Genomic DNA, 14647 nt, shown 5'->3' with positions numbered 1-14647 from the left:
TGAGCATCGAGGATGCCAACCGCCCCGCCCTGCCCGCGGACGCCCCCCTGTTTCCGGCAATCTCGCAGGAGTTGATCAAGGTGTTCGATCGCGATCTGGCCGCTGCAGGAATCGCCAAGGCCGATGATCGCGGGCGGACGGTGGATGTGCACGCCCTGCGGCACACCTACGGCTCGCTGCTGTCGGCCGGCGGAGTGGCGCCACGGACCGCCCAGGCGGCGATGAGGCACAGCAACATCAACCTGACGATGAACGTCTACACCGACCCCCGAGTGCTCGACGTGGCGGCTGCAGTGGAGTCGCTCCCCGCCCTGCCCTTGAGCGCCGGATCACCACATCTTCAACGGGCCAAGGCAACCGGAACCGACCACCACCGGAGCGAGGCCGCGGTTACGCTTACCGGAATGCTTACTGTTAAGCCTGACAAACAGAGCAAATCGGGGGCAACTGCTGACAACTGGGCAAGGGAGCGAAAATCCGCAGAAGAGCGTTTCGGCCCTGGAAAACTCGACGATTGTCGAGAATCAGAAAGGGTGGCTGAGGGGTCTCGAACCCCCGACCTTCGGAATCACAATCCGACGCTCTAACCAACTGAGCTACAGCCACCGCGAAAAATGACCAACGACCTGGCACCTTGGACCCGGATTGGGTCGCCGGTCCGCCGCTGGGAAGCCCCAATCGTACCTTGGATGGGTTCGATTGGGCAAGCCGCTAACGGGCTCGCCAGCGGGTCAAAAGCAAGGTTGCGACGATGCCGGTGGCCAGGCCCCCGAGGTACGCCAGGGCGAGGGTGGGCGATTCGACGTGCGTCATATGGGCTAGGTACAACATAGGGGAGAGACCCTTCCGTTAGTTTGATGGTTCGGAAATTCGAACGGATAGTATTACCCGATTATAGCCATTTTTGCCAGACGATCAGCGAGGGACACCCCTAATGCCCTGTGGCAGCAACTATTCGGCAAGCTGCAGCAGAAATTCGCGGTACTGGCCGTCCAAATCGGCGTAGGTGCGGCCCATGAGCGTCGAAAGCGTAGCGGGTTCGGCCCGATGGGCGTAAATCTGCTGCAGATACTCCACAAAATGTGGCCGGTGATCGGGCGACTGCATGCAAAACGTGGCCAAGCCCGCCATCTGACTGTACAGCGGCACCAGATCACTGCGGCCCTGCAGATCGCGCTTGCCCAGGGTGACCAGGTCGCCCAACGGCACTCGATATCCTTCTTCCAGTAATCGCCGGCGGGCCGACGCGAGCCGGCCAGCCTCGGGGGTGCCGATCGTGAAGTACACCACGCCATCGTCGCTGCGGCGTTGCCGAAGCGACTCGAACATGGTGGCCACGCCCTCGACCGCCCAGAAGTTGTCTTTCAGGCCCGGATCGCGCCGGGCACCATCCGACTCCTGAAACAACTGATGCACCGACTCGTGATACAGCGTCGGATCGGTGGCGTACTCCTCGGAGAAAAAGAAGTGAGCCTCGCGTTGGAAGTCGAAGTAGATGCCGATGGTCTCGGCAATCCGCGGCTGGCGAGCAACCAGTTCCTGGTTGTACTCGTCCTGCGTGCGATGGTAGACCACCTGATAGGGCCGCGAGCGGACGCCCGGTACTCGATGCTTCTCGAAGCGGTTGCGAAGTTCGCCATCGTCGATGGCAAAGTCGGCGAACAGCGACAGCCACACCTGGTGCAGTTGCTCCAGCTTGCCGGCCAGCGCCACGCCCGCTTCCAGACTGTGGTTCGTGGTGACATTGAAGTGGTCAGTGCGAATTTGCCACCCTTGGGCGATGTTCGAGTGCTTCTCGGCGTCGATCTCCTTGCTCACCCAACGGCGGCGGTAAGGTCGCTCGCCCGCCTCGTAGCGTGGGAGGTCCTCCGGATCGATCCAACCGTAGCTTGAGTTCCACTCCAGCCCGCGGCCTGCCATCCGCGCGCCGTACGAGGTAAGCCAACGCCCGTCGTGTTTTTCGTAGCCCAGGGCCAGCCGTGCCGGCTCGCAGTCGGGATCCGCCACCACGGCTTCGGTCGCCAAACGTATCGCCAGGGCCGCTTCGCCGAGATCAGCGGCGCGATGGGCAAGCTCCGACAACTTGGCAGCGAGTTCTGGATCGGCTGGCCGGGTCGACTCGGTGTAGCTGTAGTCATCCGGCGCCAGCAGCACGTACTGCCCACACTCCAGCGTGGGATACGAGCGAAGCTTCTGCCACTCGGCGCGAATCTCCTCCACCCCCTGCCCTATCGCCAAGGGCGGGATTGCCGCGGCGAGCAAGAGACAAGTTGTGGCGAAAAATCGATTCATACACGGAGTGGACTGTACAGGTGGTAGCAGGGGCAGTTCTGTTACATGGATGGAACGGCTACCACTATTCTAATTCACGCCAGCGGCCCGATCAGACGGGATTTGACGGCTGTAAGGAATGCAGTCACACATCGTATGCACTACTTCGGCTGACACGACGCTTCCCAATTGAAAGGACGGCTGCACCTCTTGTTGATCAGAGACGGGATTTACAGGATCGACAAGATCTTAAGATTCAATTGCCTCGGTCAATTCTGCCTAAGGAACAAGTTGAGGAACTATTCTCCACCTAGCTATTCGGTAACGTGCGGACCTTGCGTTTCACCTCTACTCCCGCAGGCCCGAAGCGGGTCAACAAACCGACCGGTTTCGTGTCGCCACCAAGTAGTTAACTAACTGGACCTCGTGCACTTCTTGCAAGCTGCGGGCCGATTTGATCTCGACGATCACCGTATCGTTCACAAGCAAGTCGGCACGAAATTCACCAACCTGCTGCCCGCGAAAAAACACGTCGACTGGAACTTGCATCCGTGCTTCAAGGCCATGCTCTAGCAGCCACAAAGCGAGCGACTTCTCATACACGGACTCCAAAAAACCAAAACCTAGTTCATTGTACACTGCGTACGCAGAACCGATGAATCTTTCGGTTAACTCACCGTGATCCCAGTCGGCAGATGTCATCGAATCATCCCGTCGATCCCGTAAATCGTGTCTAGAGCTTTGAACTCTATTCGTCGCCGAACGCTGCGTCGAATTGCACGGTTGAGGGGGTGAAGTCGATGCGGTGTACGAATTCCGCTGCTTCGCGGGCGCCGTGGTCGCGGTCCATGCCCATGTCTTCCCACTCGACACTCAGCGGCCCCGTGTAACCTATGGCGTTGAGCGCCCGCATCATTTCTTCGAAGTTCACGCCCCCGCGTCCCGGCGAGCGGAAGTCCCACCCGCGGCGAGCGTCGCCAAAATTCAGGTGGCTGGCCAGGATGCCGGTCTTGCCGTTGAGCGTCACGATGGCGTCTTTGATATGCACATTGTAAATGCGATCGGGGAACGCGCGGATGAATTCCACGGGATCGACACCCTGCCAGTGCAAGTGACTGGGATCGAAGTTGAAGCCAAATTCGGGTCGAAACTCGAGAATCTCGAGCGCCCGCTCGGCCGTGTAGATATCGAAGGCAATCTCCGTGGGATGCACTTCCAGGGCGAACTTCACGCCACACTCGGCGAACACGTCGAGGATTGGGTTGAAACGCTCGGCGAACAATTCGAAGCCGGCCTCGATCATCGACTCGGGCACCGGCGGGAACGAATACAGCAGGTGCCAGATGCTGGAGCCGGTAAAACCATTCACGACTTCGACGCCAAACTTCTGCGCGGCGCGGGCCGTTTGCTTCAGTTCCTCGATGGCACGCTCGTTTACGCCGGCCGGGTTGCCATCGCCCCACACGTACTCGGGCAGGATGCTCTTGTGCCGCTCGTCGATGGGGTCGCACACCGCCTGCCCCACCAGGTGGGCACTGATCGCATGGCACTCCAGATCGTACTTGTCCAGACAGTCACGCTTGGCGGCGACGTAGTTGGGATCACTCATCGCCTTGTCGACCTCGAAGTGGTCGCCCCAGCAGGCGAGTTCCAAGCCGTTGTAACCAAAGTCGCGAGCCTTCTGGCACATTTCTTCGCAAGACAGGTCGGCCCACTGGCCGGTGAAAAGCGTGACGGGACGAGACATGTGTGGATCCTCGATTCGTTGTCGGTTGACGGTTGACGGTTGGATGTAGCTACCGGAAAAGCGGGCGAAGCCCCTGCCTGGTAGCGGCTGTAGGTTGCTGGCCTTTTAACTGCGTGAGACGAGTGCTCACGGTTGGCCTACATCCTACACGTTTTGCAGGCGTTTAGGCAGTTCCACCGCAGGTGCTTTCTCCATGCGGGTGAAACGGGTTGCGCAAAGATGTCTCGCATGCCAGGCTGGGCGTCCCCGCGAAGACCTCAAGGTGAGAACCAGCGTTTTGGGTCCTCTTTCGGCTGCACAGCGGCCGACTAGGCGTGCCGTAGTGCCGGCACAATTTCTGTACGCGAGGCCTGCCATCCCGGAACCAGTCCGGCCAATATGCCCACGGCGATCGCCACGACAAGCCCTTGCGTCGCGAGTACGAGCGATGGCTCAAAGGCGATGGTTACGCCTTCAGCGGCAATCGACATGCCGGTGGTCGAGAGAATGGCGGTACTCGCCAACACGCCCAACAGCCCACCGATCGCGCTGAGCACCAGGCTTTCGATGAGCACCAACCGAAACACCCGCAACGGTCGCACTCCAAGCGTCTGCAGCACGGCGTGTTCCTTGATGCGGTCCTGTACCGACATCACGGTGGTCGTTGCCACCAGCGACAGCACCAGGCCCACGCAAGCGTAACCCAACCAGTGCACAAAGCCGATCAGCTCGGCCAAGTCGCCGAGCGTGTCCGTCTGGAACATGCCTTTGGTACGGGTGGTGGTGGCGACCGGTCCGGCACGGAACGCTCCGTCGATCTGCTTCGACACGGTGTCCGGGTCGGCCGTGTCGGCGAGGTGCACTTCCAGTTGCGTGACGATTCCCACCTCGTTCGCACCGCGGGCACGCTGCAAGAAGTCGAGGTGCGTATAGATCAGGCTATTCTCCGCTGCGACCGGCGAGCGAAACACTCCGCGGACGACCACCGATACATCGCCAATGGTAAACTTGTCGCCCGCCGCCAGCCCTCGCCTGGCGGCGATGTCCTGTCCCACCAGGGCGGCGTCGTCTTGCTGATCGAAGGCGTTCCAATTGCCAGAAGCGAGCTCCAACTGGCGTGCGGACTTCAGCTGTTCCGCCGGCATCCCTTGAAATACGATCGCATCGAGACTGGCGCGGCAGTTGTTGGTGAAGACCTTGATGGGAACCACCTCCTGCACGCCGGGCATCTTGGCGATGGTGCGCTCGTAGTCCTGCGGTAATTTGCTGCTTTGTGGGCAGAATCGATTCTCCTGAAAGACAATCAATGTCCGTTCGGCGTTGGCGCCGGACGTGAGCGCAAGCAGCCCCTGCTGCACTGAACCGATGAAGCAAAACACCGACAGCGCGATCGCGGTACCGCTAACCGTAAGCAAAGTACGGGCGCGGTGGCGCCACAGGCTCTTCAGTACGTAGGGAATGAACTTCAGCACGATCAGGCGGTCCTCAGCGTGGTCGCTTTGGTTTCTTTGCCGTTCTCCATCAGTCGCCCTCGCTCCAGGCGAACTTGCCGCCGGGCCCTGGCGCCAGCATCGGCGTCGTGGGTGACCATCAGCAATGTCATGCCCAGTTCGTCGTTCACCCGGCTGAGAAGCGACAGGATTTGTTCGGTCGTTTCGTCGTCGAGGCTGCCAGTCGGCTCGTCTGCGACGATGATCGTGGGACTGGCAACAATCGCCCGAGCAATGCCGACGCGTTGCTCCTGGCCGCCCGACATTTGACGTGGGTAGTGCGAGGCGCGCGGCGTCAGATCGACGGCCTCCAAGGCAATCTCGACGCGCTTGCGCCGTTCCGCGGCGGACATCGGCAGCAACAGCAGGGGCAGTTCCACGTTTTCATAAGCCGTCAAAACCGGGATCAGGTTATGCGTCTGAAACACGTAGCCAATATGGGCCGCTCGCCAATCGGCGAGCTTGCCGCGGGACAGCTTGGTGATGTCGGTACCGGCGACAACAATCTCGCCCGAAGCCACCTGATCGATACCCGCAATCAGGTTCAAGAGCGTGCTCTTGCCCGAACCACTGGCGCCCATCAGCGAGACGTAGTCTCCCTCGTGAATCGAGAGGCTCACACCGTCCAGGGGGCGAATGGTTTCGTCGCCGTTGGCATATTCCTTCGTCACGTTGAGGACATCTACCAATGACATTGTCGATCTCGCTTTCTGTGTATTCAATTAACTTGCTTTATCCGCCAACTGAGCGGTACGCTGGGCCGATTCGATGCTCACGGGAAACGACCGCATACTGCCGGCAGCATCTCGCTCCTCACCAGCGACCCGCACGCGCTCGCCTTCGGAAAGCGATTCGCGGCCACCAACAATCAGTTTGTCAGTTGGCGAGAGCCCGCTGAGGACCTCCACGAGCCCGCCTTCTGCAACTCCGCGGCCCACTTCAATCGGCCGGCGGATGGCGACTCCCGCGGTCAGGTCGGCGATCCAGACGGTGTCCCCTCCATCGGCCGACGTTACCAACGTCCGGGGAACGAACAACCGCAGCGGGCGTTTCGCTTCCTGGCCCTCGACCGCGGGTGATGGTGGTGCCAGGAACGTAACCTTCGCCAGCATCTCGGGCTTGATCACCGCTGGTGGATCGAGCACCGCTACCTTCACCTGCAAGGTGTTCTTCTGGATGTCGGCTTGGGTCGTTACCGAAATCACTCGGCCTGCTATCGGCCCGGCCAGGGCGGCTGTTTCGATTTGCGTGGGTTGATCGATCAGTACCTGGGGCACGTCTTCCAAGCGCACATCGACCCGCACCTGCAAGCTCTTGGGATCGTACAGCCCCACCACAGCGCTTGCGCCGGCGGGAGCCGACGCCCCCACGCCCGAGAGCCACTGTCCAGGACGGGCTTCGAGACTAAGGACACAACCGTTGATCGGAGCGCGAACCGTCATTCGTTCCAGCCGCAGCTCCGCGGTATCGACAGCCAGACGAGCTTGGTCGACACGGGCCTCAACGATCGACAGGTTCGCTTCCGCTTCGGCCAACGCCCGCTTCTCTTCGGTAAGTAGTTGCAGTTGCGCGGCGACGGCATCGCGTTTCTGCCGCAGCGACTGCTGTTGTTGTTTCAGGGTCGGCTCGCGAGCGATAAGTTCCTGGAGTGTGTTCTCGGCCGTCGCTAGGTCGGCGCGGGCCTCGCGCAAGATCCTCCCCAGGATGGCGTCGCCCGCCTGTTCCTTGCGGCGGACATTCACCTCGGCCAGTTCCCGCTTGGTTTTGGCTGCTTCGATCGCATAGGGCAGGTTGTTGAGCTCTCGCTCGAGCTCGGCCAGCAGCGCCTCGGAGTCGGCCAGCGTCGCTTGCAATACCACCGGTTGTTCCAGATTGGTCTTCGCAGCGGCCAGGATCGCCTCGGCGCGACGCAGTTCGGCCTTCTGCAGCGCGTGAAGCGACTTCGCTTCGGCCAGGGCGATGCGGGCGTCGGCGTCGATGAGGGTCGCGACCGGCTGCCCTTTCTTGACCAGGTCTCCTTCTACCACCAGCAATTCTTCGATTACGCCGGGTGCAAGCGACGACGCCAGCACGGGCGTGGGGCGAGGCTCGACCCAACCAGCCGCCTGAAACAATGGTGTTCCTTCCTGCTTGACCTCGGCGCGACTGACCACCACCGGCGTGATGGTCACCGGCTGGGCCGGCAGAAAGCTGTCTCGGGTGGCCCAGCCAAACAGTGCTGCGAACCCGCACAGGATGGCAACCGGCAACACGTAGCGTGTCAGCCAGGCGCGGCGAACCCGTGGGCGGCTTGGTGTCGCTGGAGTGCGGTCCACGGCCAGTTGGCTCAGGTCGAGTTGTGAGGGATCTTGAGACATGCCGTTTGAATTCACTAAATCGCTTTGATTGCTTCGACCACTGGCAGCCGCATCGCCTTCGCGGCGGGCGGTAATGCCCCGGCCACGCCCAACAACGCGGCCACGCCACAGGCCACGGCGATCCCCACGCTGTCGACTCTCAGCATGAAGGCGCCCATCGTAAATCGCACCGCCAACCCGTCGACCAGTAACAGTCCGATCACGCAGGCCGCCAGCGCGCCGGCACATGCCAGCAGCGTTGCCTCCTGAACCAACGTGAGCAGGATCGCACGGCGGCGATAGCCGATGGCCTGCAGTGTCGCCAGTTCGCGAATCCGCCCGGCGACCGCTCCATACATGGTGTTCAACCCGGCGAATACGCCCGATCCCGCGACCAGCGCAACAACTACCCAGCCCAGCATCCGCACGGGCTTGTAGTGTTTCTGCAGCGATGCGTAGTACGCGCTTTCGGCAACGGCCTTGAGTTCCAGGTCAACGCGTTCGCGGCAAAATATGTCGACGTCTGCCACCCGGTCGGGAGAATCCATCTTGGCCGCCACCAGACTCAGGTCCTGGCGTTTCAGCGTGGTCTGCAGGTCGGCAAGTGGTGCCCAGATCTCCGACTCAAAGGCCGATCCAGCCGCCGTAAAACGTCCGCTGATGGTCCATGTCTTCCCGTCGAACTCGACCTGCTGGCCAACCACCAGGTCTTTCTCGGAGGCGCCGAGTTTGGAGTGGGCCAGCCGGCCGACCATCACCTGGCCACTCTCGGGCCATGAGCCTTCGACCAATTGCACCCGGTCACGCACCAGCGGGGCCGATGTGGTTACACCGCGTACGACGCCCATGCCTGGTTGCTCGAGACTGGCTGTGGCGACTCGCGTGCCGAGGTACAACTCGGGCGAAGTGCACTCCACGCCATGCGTACGTCGTATTCCATCGACGCTGGCCGATAACAGCGCTGCGGTCCGGCCCGGAATCGACGAGTTCTCGATATCCGCTGCAGACGACAGCGAATACACCAGCACCACATCGGGACTGCCGGTGGCGGTCAACGATTTCTCCAATCCTCGGATGAAACCTACCACTACCAGGACCAGCAGCACCACGATGGTCAGCCCGCCGAATGTCAGCGCACTACGTGTGGGCCGGCGGAAGAGGTTCCGCACGCCATAGTCCCAGGGCAATAGCCGTTTACCTAACATGGATTCTTCCGCCACCTCGCTCGTTACATTCTCACAAACAAACCGGTTGCGAGCATCGAAAAATTACCTTGTGCATCCTTCTTGGCGGTCCCTTCGACGACCACCATGTCGGCCTCGTTAACCCCCAGCAGCTTGCGCGAGTCGACCGGCACCACTTGCCCTTGATCGTCGACAAACTTCACCAAGGTGGTGCACCCGGCCCGCTCGCCCGCGCAGCAGTCGTCCATGCAGACTTCCCCGTCCTCCATCTTTGTGCCATCGGCCACTACCGTGACGGAGGGATCGATCAGCATGAAGGCCGCCCGTCCATCGATCCACGGATTGGAGGCGCCACCGATACGTCCCACCAGTACGATGGGCTTACCGTCCTCGGCAGACTCGCGAGCGGCGATCACGCCAACCGCTCCGTCGGGCTCTTCGCTCAGCATGTAGCGACTTCCGTCCACGTTGGCAGCAGCCGGGCTATCGCCAGGCGAGTTGGCATTGCCGTTGCAGCCAACCAGGCCGAGACAAACAGCCATGGCGAACAATGATAGGGCTAAAATGGATTTCATCTTTGAACCGCTCCATTTCGGGGTTGAGAGGCTTGGTTGTATTCGTGCGCCGGATCGCCGGCGTATTCGATCGAAAGTGTTCCGAAGTTACCGCTCACGGCACTCACCTGATGCCCGGCCTTGGCGACTGCGTCGATGACGAGCCAAGCCGAGACAGGCGTATTGGGTTTGGTTTCCAGCACTAGCGCGCTGTGCTGCAAGTCGACGCGGACCTTGGCCACGCCTTTCAACTCATAAAGTCTGGAAGCAATCTGCTGAGCAGTCTGCTGGCTATCGAGCTTGCCCACCACTACTTGTTGGGTGGTTCCCAGCTTGCGGATCTGCTCAGCTTCTTCGCTGGTCTTCGGCAGTACCAAGGTGTACGAAGCTGTCTCTGTTGCGATTTGGGTCGGTCCGCCGTTGGCCCGTTGTGCAGCGTGCCATAGGGCGCCCAGCGTGGCGGGATCTTGCTGGCCGAGCGAAACGGTCACGGTGCGCGTCGGAAGATCGACGCCCACCGACTTGACACCCTTGATGGTATAAAGCTGGCCCGCCACCTTCTGCGCGCAACCTTTGCAGCACATGTCCTTTGCTGTGATCTGCACCTGCCCCGCGGGGGGTGGAGATGCCGGTTGCTGTCCAAAAGCCGATGTCGACAGCAGGACAAGCGTGAGGGTGGTAGCCGTCAGTGACAGAATTCGAGAGCGCATATCGCCTCCTTGAGTGCAGGACAGGTTAAGCCTGAGCACGATGCTGCAGCGCATGCCGTTGCGCTCGGTACGATTGCATCGCGTTGCGTCAATAATCGCCCGGACTGTGCGGCCAGCTACAAGCGACCGGTCGGGCTATTCGTTCAGGCAGAAGGCCTGGTGAATGAGTTGACTCAAATTAAGAACCGGCACAGCTTCGCGCAGCGGTAGACAGCGGATTCGTCGTCTAGCACGTGCGGCGGCGACCACCTCAGCGAATCGGGCTGATCGGCCGTGTTGCAGACACCCAGGTCATCGCAAATGGCCATGCTATCGAGGAAAGCCAGTTCCAGCGGAGCGTCTACGGTCTTGGGAAGTTCGAAAGGTTGCGGCGGCAGATGGCACCAGCAATCTTCCGGGCAGGGACACGAATCATGACGATGTTCGGTCGGCTCTTCGCTCGAATCGGCTGGCTGCTGGTCATGGTGATGACACGCGCAGTGAGTGCAGGCCCGTTCCAAGTCGGCAGTGCTGCGTGCGGCCTGCGCCCGACATGCTCCCAAGATGCAATACAGCCCACAGTTCTGAGCCAGCGTCGACAACGATAGCAATATCGCCACCACGGCGACGATCTGCTTCAGGTTGCCGGCAGTGCGGAGCATGGAAGAATCCGAAGTCCAGAGAACGTAAACGCTGTTAGTTGGGAATCGGCATGACCTGACTGACCAGTTTATCCGAAATAGCGCCGGGCCGCAAAGTCGGCCCTGAATTCCCGAATCCCCCATATTTCACTTGTGTTTGTGTGTGGAGGTGGTTCACCCATGTTAGCGGCCTCTTTTCCATCGGCATTTTCCCTCCCCCTAAAGTGCTATACTTCCCACATGAATTACCACACGACGAAAATGGCACTTTTTGTCTCCTTCCTCGCGCTAGGTGGTGCAACCGCGAAGGCGAGCGACGCCTGGATCTCGATTGAGGTAGTCACTGCCCAGGGAGTCCAACCTACCGCGCAGCGAGAGTTGATCGAGACGCTTACCAATGCGGGTGCCGACAATGTCCGGCTGCGGGGGCACCAGGCGGGCGACAAGGTGGAACTGCGAACCACGGGCACCGACGAGCGTCCTCGTTACGCGCTGATCGGCGTGCTCGACGCGCGGGGCAACCTGACGTTGCCGGGTGGAAAGTTCAACGCACGCAGTCGCTCGCAACTGCAGGACTACTTCGATCGCCTGGGGGCCGACGGAGCGGAAGGCGTAACCGCGCCACGGGGCAAGTTCGGCCTGACCGAAAAACAAACGCACGTGGTCCGCGACGATCTCACCAAGATGCTAGGCGTCGAAACCAAGGGCCGCCCACTGCCCGACGTGCTGAAGGATGCCGACAAGGTAACTGGCTTGCGGCTAAACATGGACGATTCGGCATGGAAGATTGTCCGCGAAGCGAAGCCCGTGGACGACGACGTACAGATGCTCACCACCGGCACCGCACTAGCGCTACTCTTGAAACGCGACGGCCTAGTGCTGGTCCCCACCAAGGAACGCGGTGAAGAAGTCGTGCACCGTATTGCCAGAGCCGCGGACATCGAAGGCGACGTCTGGCCCGTGGGCTGGAAGCCGCGCAGGGCCCCCAGCCAGCTTGCACCCAAAATGATGGAGAACCTCAACGCCCAGGTGGAGGGCTTTACGTTGCAAGAGGCCATGGACTCCATTGCACCACGGTTGGGATTACCTGTCTTCTGGGACCACGCTACGCTGCGGGCGAAGAAGATCGTTCCCAGCGAAATCGACGTGAAACTGGCTCTCCAGCAAACCTACCTCAAGCGGGTGGCCGACAAACTACTGTTCCAGGCCCGCCTGCGTGGCGAATTGAAAGTAGACGAAGCGGGCACCCCGTTTTACTGGATTTCTCGGTGACAGCGAATCGAGTTCTCGGGCCCTCACCGTGGGCAAGCGACTGGGCTTGGGAGCCCCGGGGAGACTGCTATTTCGCCAGCGCTAATGTCAAGTTCCAAGATTTTCGATTTGCCGACGAATAACCGCGCAAATGGCACCTACACCTGCTCCTCAGAATCAGTCGCTTCTGCCCTCGGGGTGGAAGGTTCCCCAAAAGTTTCGCGACCGCCTAGGTAGCTCGCCCGGCCGGCAACGAATCATGGAGTCCGAGGGGCATTTGCTCATCGTGCTGCACGAGCCGCCCGACTCCGCAGACGATGCCCGCGTCGGACGGTTGTTTTGGCGCGACCCGAGTGGCAACTGGATGCCCAAGGCGCTGCGGCATGGCGATCACTCGCTGGGCGAGTTACTGGCCGAGTACGAGCAGGTGATCGACAAGCTGGACGATCGCGAACAGCGGGCCAACTCGGCCGAGGAGTACTTCGACATTCTCCGCGACCTGAACCCATTGGTTCGCGCGGCCAACAACGTGCACACCACGCTGCAGAAGGCCCGCGACGCGGCGCCGGACGATCGCCAGTTGATCCTGCAGCGTGACGCGGCCTACGCCATGGCCCGCCGCGTGGACCTGCTGGCCGCCGACACCCGGCATGGACTCGAATACCGTATCGCCCTGCGTGCCGAAGAACAGGCCGAGCATAGCCGGCAGATGGCCACGTCGGCCCACCGCCTGAATCTGCTGGTGGCCTTCTTCTTCCCGCTCGCCACGCTGGCGGGCATCTTCGGAATGAATCTCAACAACCCGCTTGAAGACATGTCGCATCAGGTCGGCCCGCAGTTCTTGATGGGGGTCTTGCTGTGCGGACTGCTGCTGGGTGGCGTCCTCACGGCGTTTGTCACCCTGCCCGCTCCGAAGCGGAAACAAAAACGGCGGCGGCGAACTTAGCTTCGGCAACGCACGCGCGTTCTCTGCAGCCCCACTGAACCTCCCAACCCCACACCCCACAAGTGGGGCCCCTGTGGTGGTTCCACGCACCTCGCAGGTAGCAGAGCGCCGTGTTTTGCGCAAAGAAGCGAAAAACTGGCGCATATACGCAGTGAGTACCCCACCTGCGATCAGGTACCATAGACCTGCTTATCAGGCGATACGATAGAGACCCCGTCGACCTCCCTTCACCCTTCGTGGGTGCCGTATCATCCAATCCTTGAAGTTGGCGGGGGAGTTTGGCGTTGTTCGGGCCACTCAGAAAAGGGGAATGGGGAGTAGTTTCAATGCAATATACAATCCACCGCTCACGGAACGTTCTCGATCGAATTTCGGCCGCAAGTCGTAGAGCCTTCACGCTCGTCGAACTGCTAGTGGTCATTGCGATCATCGGCATTCTTGTCGCTTTGCTGCTACCCGCCGTTCAAGCCGCTCGCGAAGCAGCCCGCCGCGCGCAGTGCCAGAGCAATATGAAGAATGCGGCGCTGGCCGTACTGAATTATGAATCGTCCAGGAAGAAGTTTCCTGAAGGGACGGTGTTTCCGGAGATCTCCAACGGTATTGTCCCCGGAATCAATTCTCGTACCGACTTCGGCATGAACTGGCAGGTCGCCGTGCTGCCGTATCTGGAAAATCAGGCCCTGTACGATGCGTTCGTATTCGAGGATGCCAACGGCAATCCCGTGGCCATTCAAGACGCCGTAAACAGCCCGGCTCGCGGCACCGAAGTCCCCGTCCTGCTGTGCCCCTCCGATGCCGAGAACAACAGCGTGATGTACATCGGCCACGGAGGTAACTGGGCTCGCGGCAACTACGCAGCCAATGTCGGCAATGGGGCATTGCATCCCGCTGGCCCCTCTCAGCAACAAATACTGGGGCCAAACTCCTCCGCCTGGTCGGGCGCTGGCAATTCGTCCAACAATCCCAATCGGTACCGTGGTGTGATGGGCGTCAACGCAACCACCAAGGTTGCTCAGATCACCGATGGAACCAGCAATACCATCATGCTGGGCGAGATTCGCGCCGGAGTTCAAGCGGAGGATCCCCGCGGCACATGGGCCTTCGGTCATGCCGGCGGAAACCTGCTCGCCTTCTACGGATCGGGTGGCGACGATAACGGCCCGAATGCAATTTTCGAAAACGCCGATGACATTGGTGGAGCCTCCGCAGGACGCACGGGCGGATTCAGTTGCTCCCAGTTGCAGCCGTACCTGATGGACGTTGGCATGCCTTGTTACGGCGGGGCAGGCGCCTCGTTCGACCAAGCGACCGCCCGCAGCCAACACGTCGGCGGCGTGTTTCTCGCCATGTGCGACGGCAGCGTCCAATTTACGACCAACGATATCGAGACCAGTGGTTTGTTCGGTGGTTGCTGCACGCCGTGGGATCATATGATCGCGGCTAAGGACGGTGGCGACTCTGGAAGATCTGGCTTCAGCCGATAGTAATCCACGTGCTCCAAAGCCTGTTCTGCATTCATCCGTCTCTGCGAGGTGCTTGAGATTGTTCCAACATTATCG

13 protein-coding genes, 1 tRNA gene and 1 pseudogene are annotated in these 14647 nt (G+C 60.8%); 4 read left to right on the top strand and 11 right to left on the bottom strand.

The window, feature by feature from the left end; all coding sequences use genetic code 11:
* Nucleotides 1–80: 80 nt before the first annotated feature.
* Nucleotides 81–257: pseudogene (locus tag NG895_RS30380) on the top strand (tyrosine-type recombinase/integrase); the annotation flags it as partial.
* A 275-nt stretch (nucleotides 258–532) separates the two neighbouring features.
* Here the strand turns inward: NG895_RS30380 and NG895_RS21665 are convergent.
* The 11 genes from NG895_RS21665 to NG895_RS21615 form a co-directional block, all read right to left on the bottom strand.
* A tRNA-His gene (locus NG895_RS21665) sits at nucleotides 533–606 on the bottom strand.
* Between the two features lie 345 nt (nucleotides 607–951).
* Nucleotides 952–2292: a hypothetical protein gene (locus NG895_RS21660; RefSeq protein WP_252854627.1), complete on the bottom strand. Its 1341-nt coding sequence runs from the start codon at nucleotides 2290–2292 to the stop codon at nucleotides 952–954.
* 351 nt (nucleotides 2293–2643) lie between these two features.
* Nucleotides 2644–2973 (bottom strand): GxxExxY protein, encoded by a 330-nt coding sequence (locus NG895_RS21655; RefSeq protein ID WP_252854626.1) that lies wholly within the window; start codon nucleotides 2971–2973, stop codon nucleotides 2644–2646.
* 46 nt (nucleotides 2974–3019) lie between these two features.
* The gene (locus NG895_RS21650) at nucleotides 3020–4018 is read right to left on the bottom strand and encodes a sugar phosphate isomerase/epimerase family protein (RefSeq protein WP_252854625.1); all 999 of its coding nucleotides are present in this window, start codon (nucleotides 4016–4018) and stop codon (nucleotides 3020–3022) included.
* A 308-nt stretch (nucleotides 4019–4326) separates the two neighbouring features.
* Complete coding sequence (locus NG895_RS21645; RefSeq protein ID WP_252854624.1) at nucleotides 4327–5469, bottom strand: ABC transporter permease; 1143 nt, start codon at nucleotides 5467–5469, stop codon at nucleotides 4327–4329.
* Nucleotides 5470–5471: 2 nt separating this feature from the next.
* Nucleotides 5472–6182 (bottom strand): ABC transporter ATP-binding protein, encoded by a 711-nt coding sequence (locus tag NG895_RS21640; protein ID WP_252854623.1) that lies wholly within the window; start codon nucleotides 6180–6182, stop codon nucleotides 5472–5474.
* Nucleotides 6183–6209: 27 nt separating this feature from the next.
* Entirely contained in the window at nucleotides 6210–7844 is a 1635-nt protein-coding gene (locus NG895_RS21635; protein WP_252854622.1) for an efflux RND transporter periplasmic adaptor subunit, read from the bottom strand.
* Nucleotides 7845–7858: 14 nt separating this feature from the next.
* Nucleotides 7859–9028 carry an ABC transporter permease gene (locus NG895_RS21630; protein WP_252854621.1) on the bottom strand — a complete coding sequence of 390 codons (1170 nt, stop codon included), beginning with the start codon at nucleotides 9026–9028 and terminating at the stop codon, nucleotides 7859–7861.
* Between the two features lie 23 nt (nucleotides 9029–9051).
* Nucleotides 9052–9582: a hypothetical protein gene (locus NG895_RS21625; RefSeq protein ID WP_252854620.1), complete on the bottom strand. Its 531-nt coding sequence runs from the start codon at nucleotides 9580–9582 to the stop codon at nucleotides 9052–9054.
* Entirely contained in the window at nucleotides 9579–10271 is a 693-nt protein-coding gene (locus tag NG895_RS21620) for a heavy-metal-associated domain-containing protein (RefSeq protein ID WP_252854619.1), read from the bottom strand. Before NG895_RS21620 ends, NG895_RS21625 begins: the two co-directional genes overlap by 4 nt.
* Nucleotides 10272–10444: 173 nt before the next feature.
* Nucleotides 10445–10912: a hypothetical protein gene (locus NG895_RS21615; RefSeq protein ID WP_252854618.1), complete on the bottom strand. Its 468-nt coding sequence runs from the start codon at nucleotides 10910–10912 to the stop codon at nucleotides 10445–10447.
* 240 nt (nucleotides 10913–11152) lie between these two features.
* Here NG895_RS21615 and NG895_RS21610 point away from each other — a divergent pair, with 240 nt between their 5' ends.
* The 3 genes from NG895_RS21610 (at nucleotide 11153) to NG895_RS21600 (ending at nucleotide 14572) form a co-directional block, all read left to right on the top strand.
* Nucleotides 11153–12163: a hypothetical protein gene (locus NG895_RS21610; RefSeq protein ID WP_252854617.1), complete on the top strand. Its 1011-nt coding sequence runs from the start codon at nucleotides 11153–11155 to the stop codon at nucleotides 12161–12163.
* 130 nt (nucleotides 12164–12293) lie between these two features.
* Entirely contained in the window at nucleotides 12294–13088 is a 795-nt protein-coding gene (locus NG895_RS21605) for a CorA family divalent cation transporter (RefSeq protein ID WP_252854616.1), read from the top strand.
* 326 nt (nucleotides 13089–13414) lie between these two features.
* A complete protein-coding gene (locus NG895_RS21600; RefSeq protein ID WP_252854615.1) occupies nucleotides 13415–14572 on the top strand; it encodes a DUF1559 domain-containing protein in 1158 nt (385 codons plus the stop codon).
* The last annotated feature ends 75 nt before the right edge of the window (nucleotides 14573–14647 follow it).

The organism is Aeoliella straminimaris (assembly GCF_024054565.1).
Classification (GTDB): Bacteria; Planctomycetota; Planctomycetia; order Pirellulales; family Lacipirellulaceae; genus Aeoliella; species Aeoliella straminimaris.
Note: the sequence above shows the minus strand (reverse complement) of the source record. Positions and strands in the feature narration are given on the sequence as shown.

Excerpts from the sequence above, each read along its gene's own strand:
- NG895_RS21660 (WP_252854627.1), bottom strand. The coding sequence starts at position 2,292 with ATGAATCGATTTTTCGCCACAACTTGTCTCTTGCTCGCCGCGGCAATC.
- NG895_RS21655 (WP_252854626.1), bottom strand. The coding sequence starts at position 2,973 with ATGACATCTGCCGACTGGGATCACGGTGAGTTAACCGAAAGATTCATC.
- NG895_RS21650 (WP_252854625.1), bottom strand. The coding sequence starts at position 4,018 with ATGTCTCGTCCCGTCACGCTTTTCACCGGCCAGTGGGCCGACCTGTCT.
- NG895_RS21640 (WP_252854623.1), bottom strand. The coding sequence starts at position 6,182 with ATGTCATTGGTAGATGTCCTCAACGTGACGAAGGAATATGCCAACGGC.
- NG895_RS21635 (WP_252854622.1), bottom strand. The coding sequence starts at position 7,844 with ATGTCTCAAGATCCCTCACAACTCGACCTGAGCCAACTGGCCGTGGAC.
- NG895_RS21630 (WP_252854621.1), bottom strand. The coding sequence starts at position 9,028 with ATGTTAGGTAAACGGCTATTGCCCTGGGACTATGGCGTGCGGAACCTC.
- NG895_RS21625 (WP_252854620.1), bottom strand. The coding sequence starts at position 9,582 with ATGAAATCCATTTTAGCCCTATCATTGTTCGCCATGGCTGTTTGTCTC.
- NG895_RS21620 (WP_252854619.1), bottom strand. The coding sequence starts at position 10,271 with ATGCGCTCTCGAATTCTGTCACTGACGGCTACCACCCTCACGCTTGTC.
- NG895_RS21615 (WP_252854618.1), bottom strand. The coding sequence starts at position 10,912 with ATGCTCCGCACTGCCGGCAACCTGAAGCAGATCGTCGCCGTGGTGGCG.
- NG895_RS21610 (WP_252854617.1), top strand. The coding sequence starts at position 11,153 with ATGGCACTTTTTGTCTCCTTCCTCGCGCTAGGTGGTGCAACCGCGAAG.
- NG895_RS21605 (WP_252854616.1), top strand. The coding sequence starts at position 12,294 with ATGGCACCTACACCTGCTCCTCAGAATCAGTCGCTTCTGCCCTCGGGG.
- NG895_RS21600 (WP_252854615.1), top strand. The coding sequence starts at position 13,415 with ATGCAATATACAATCCACCGCTCACGGAACGTTCTCGATCGAATTTCG.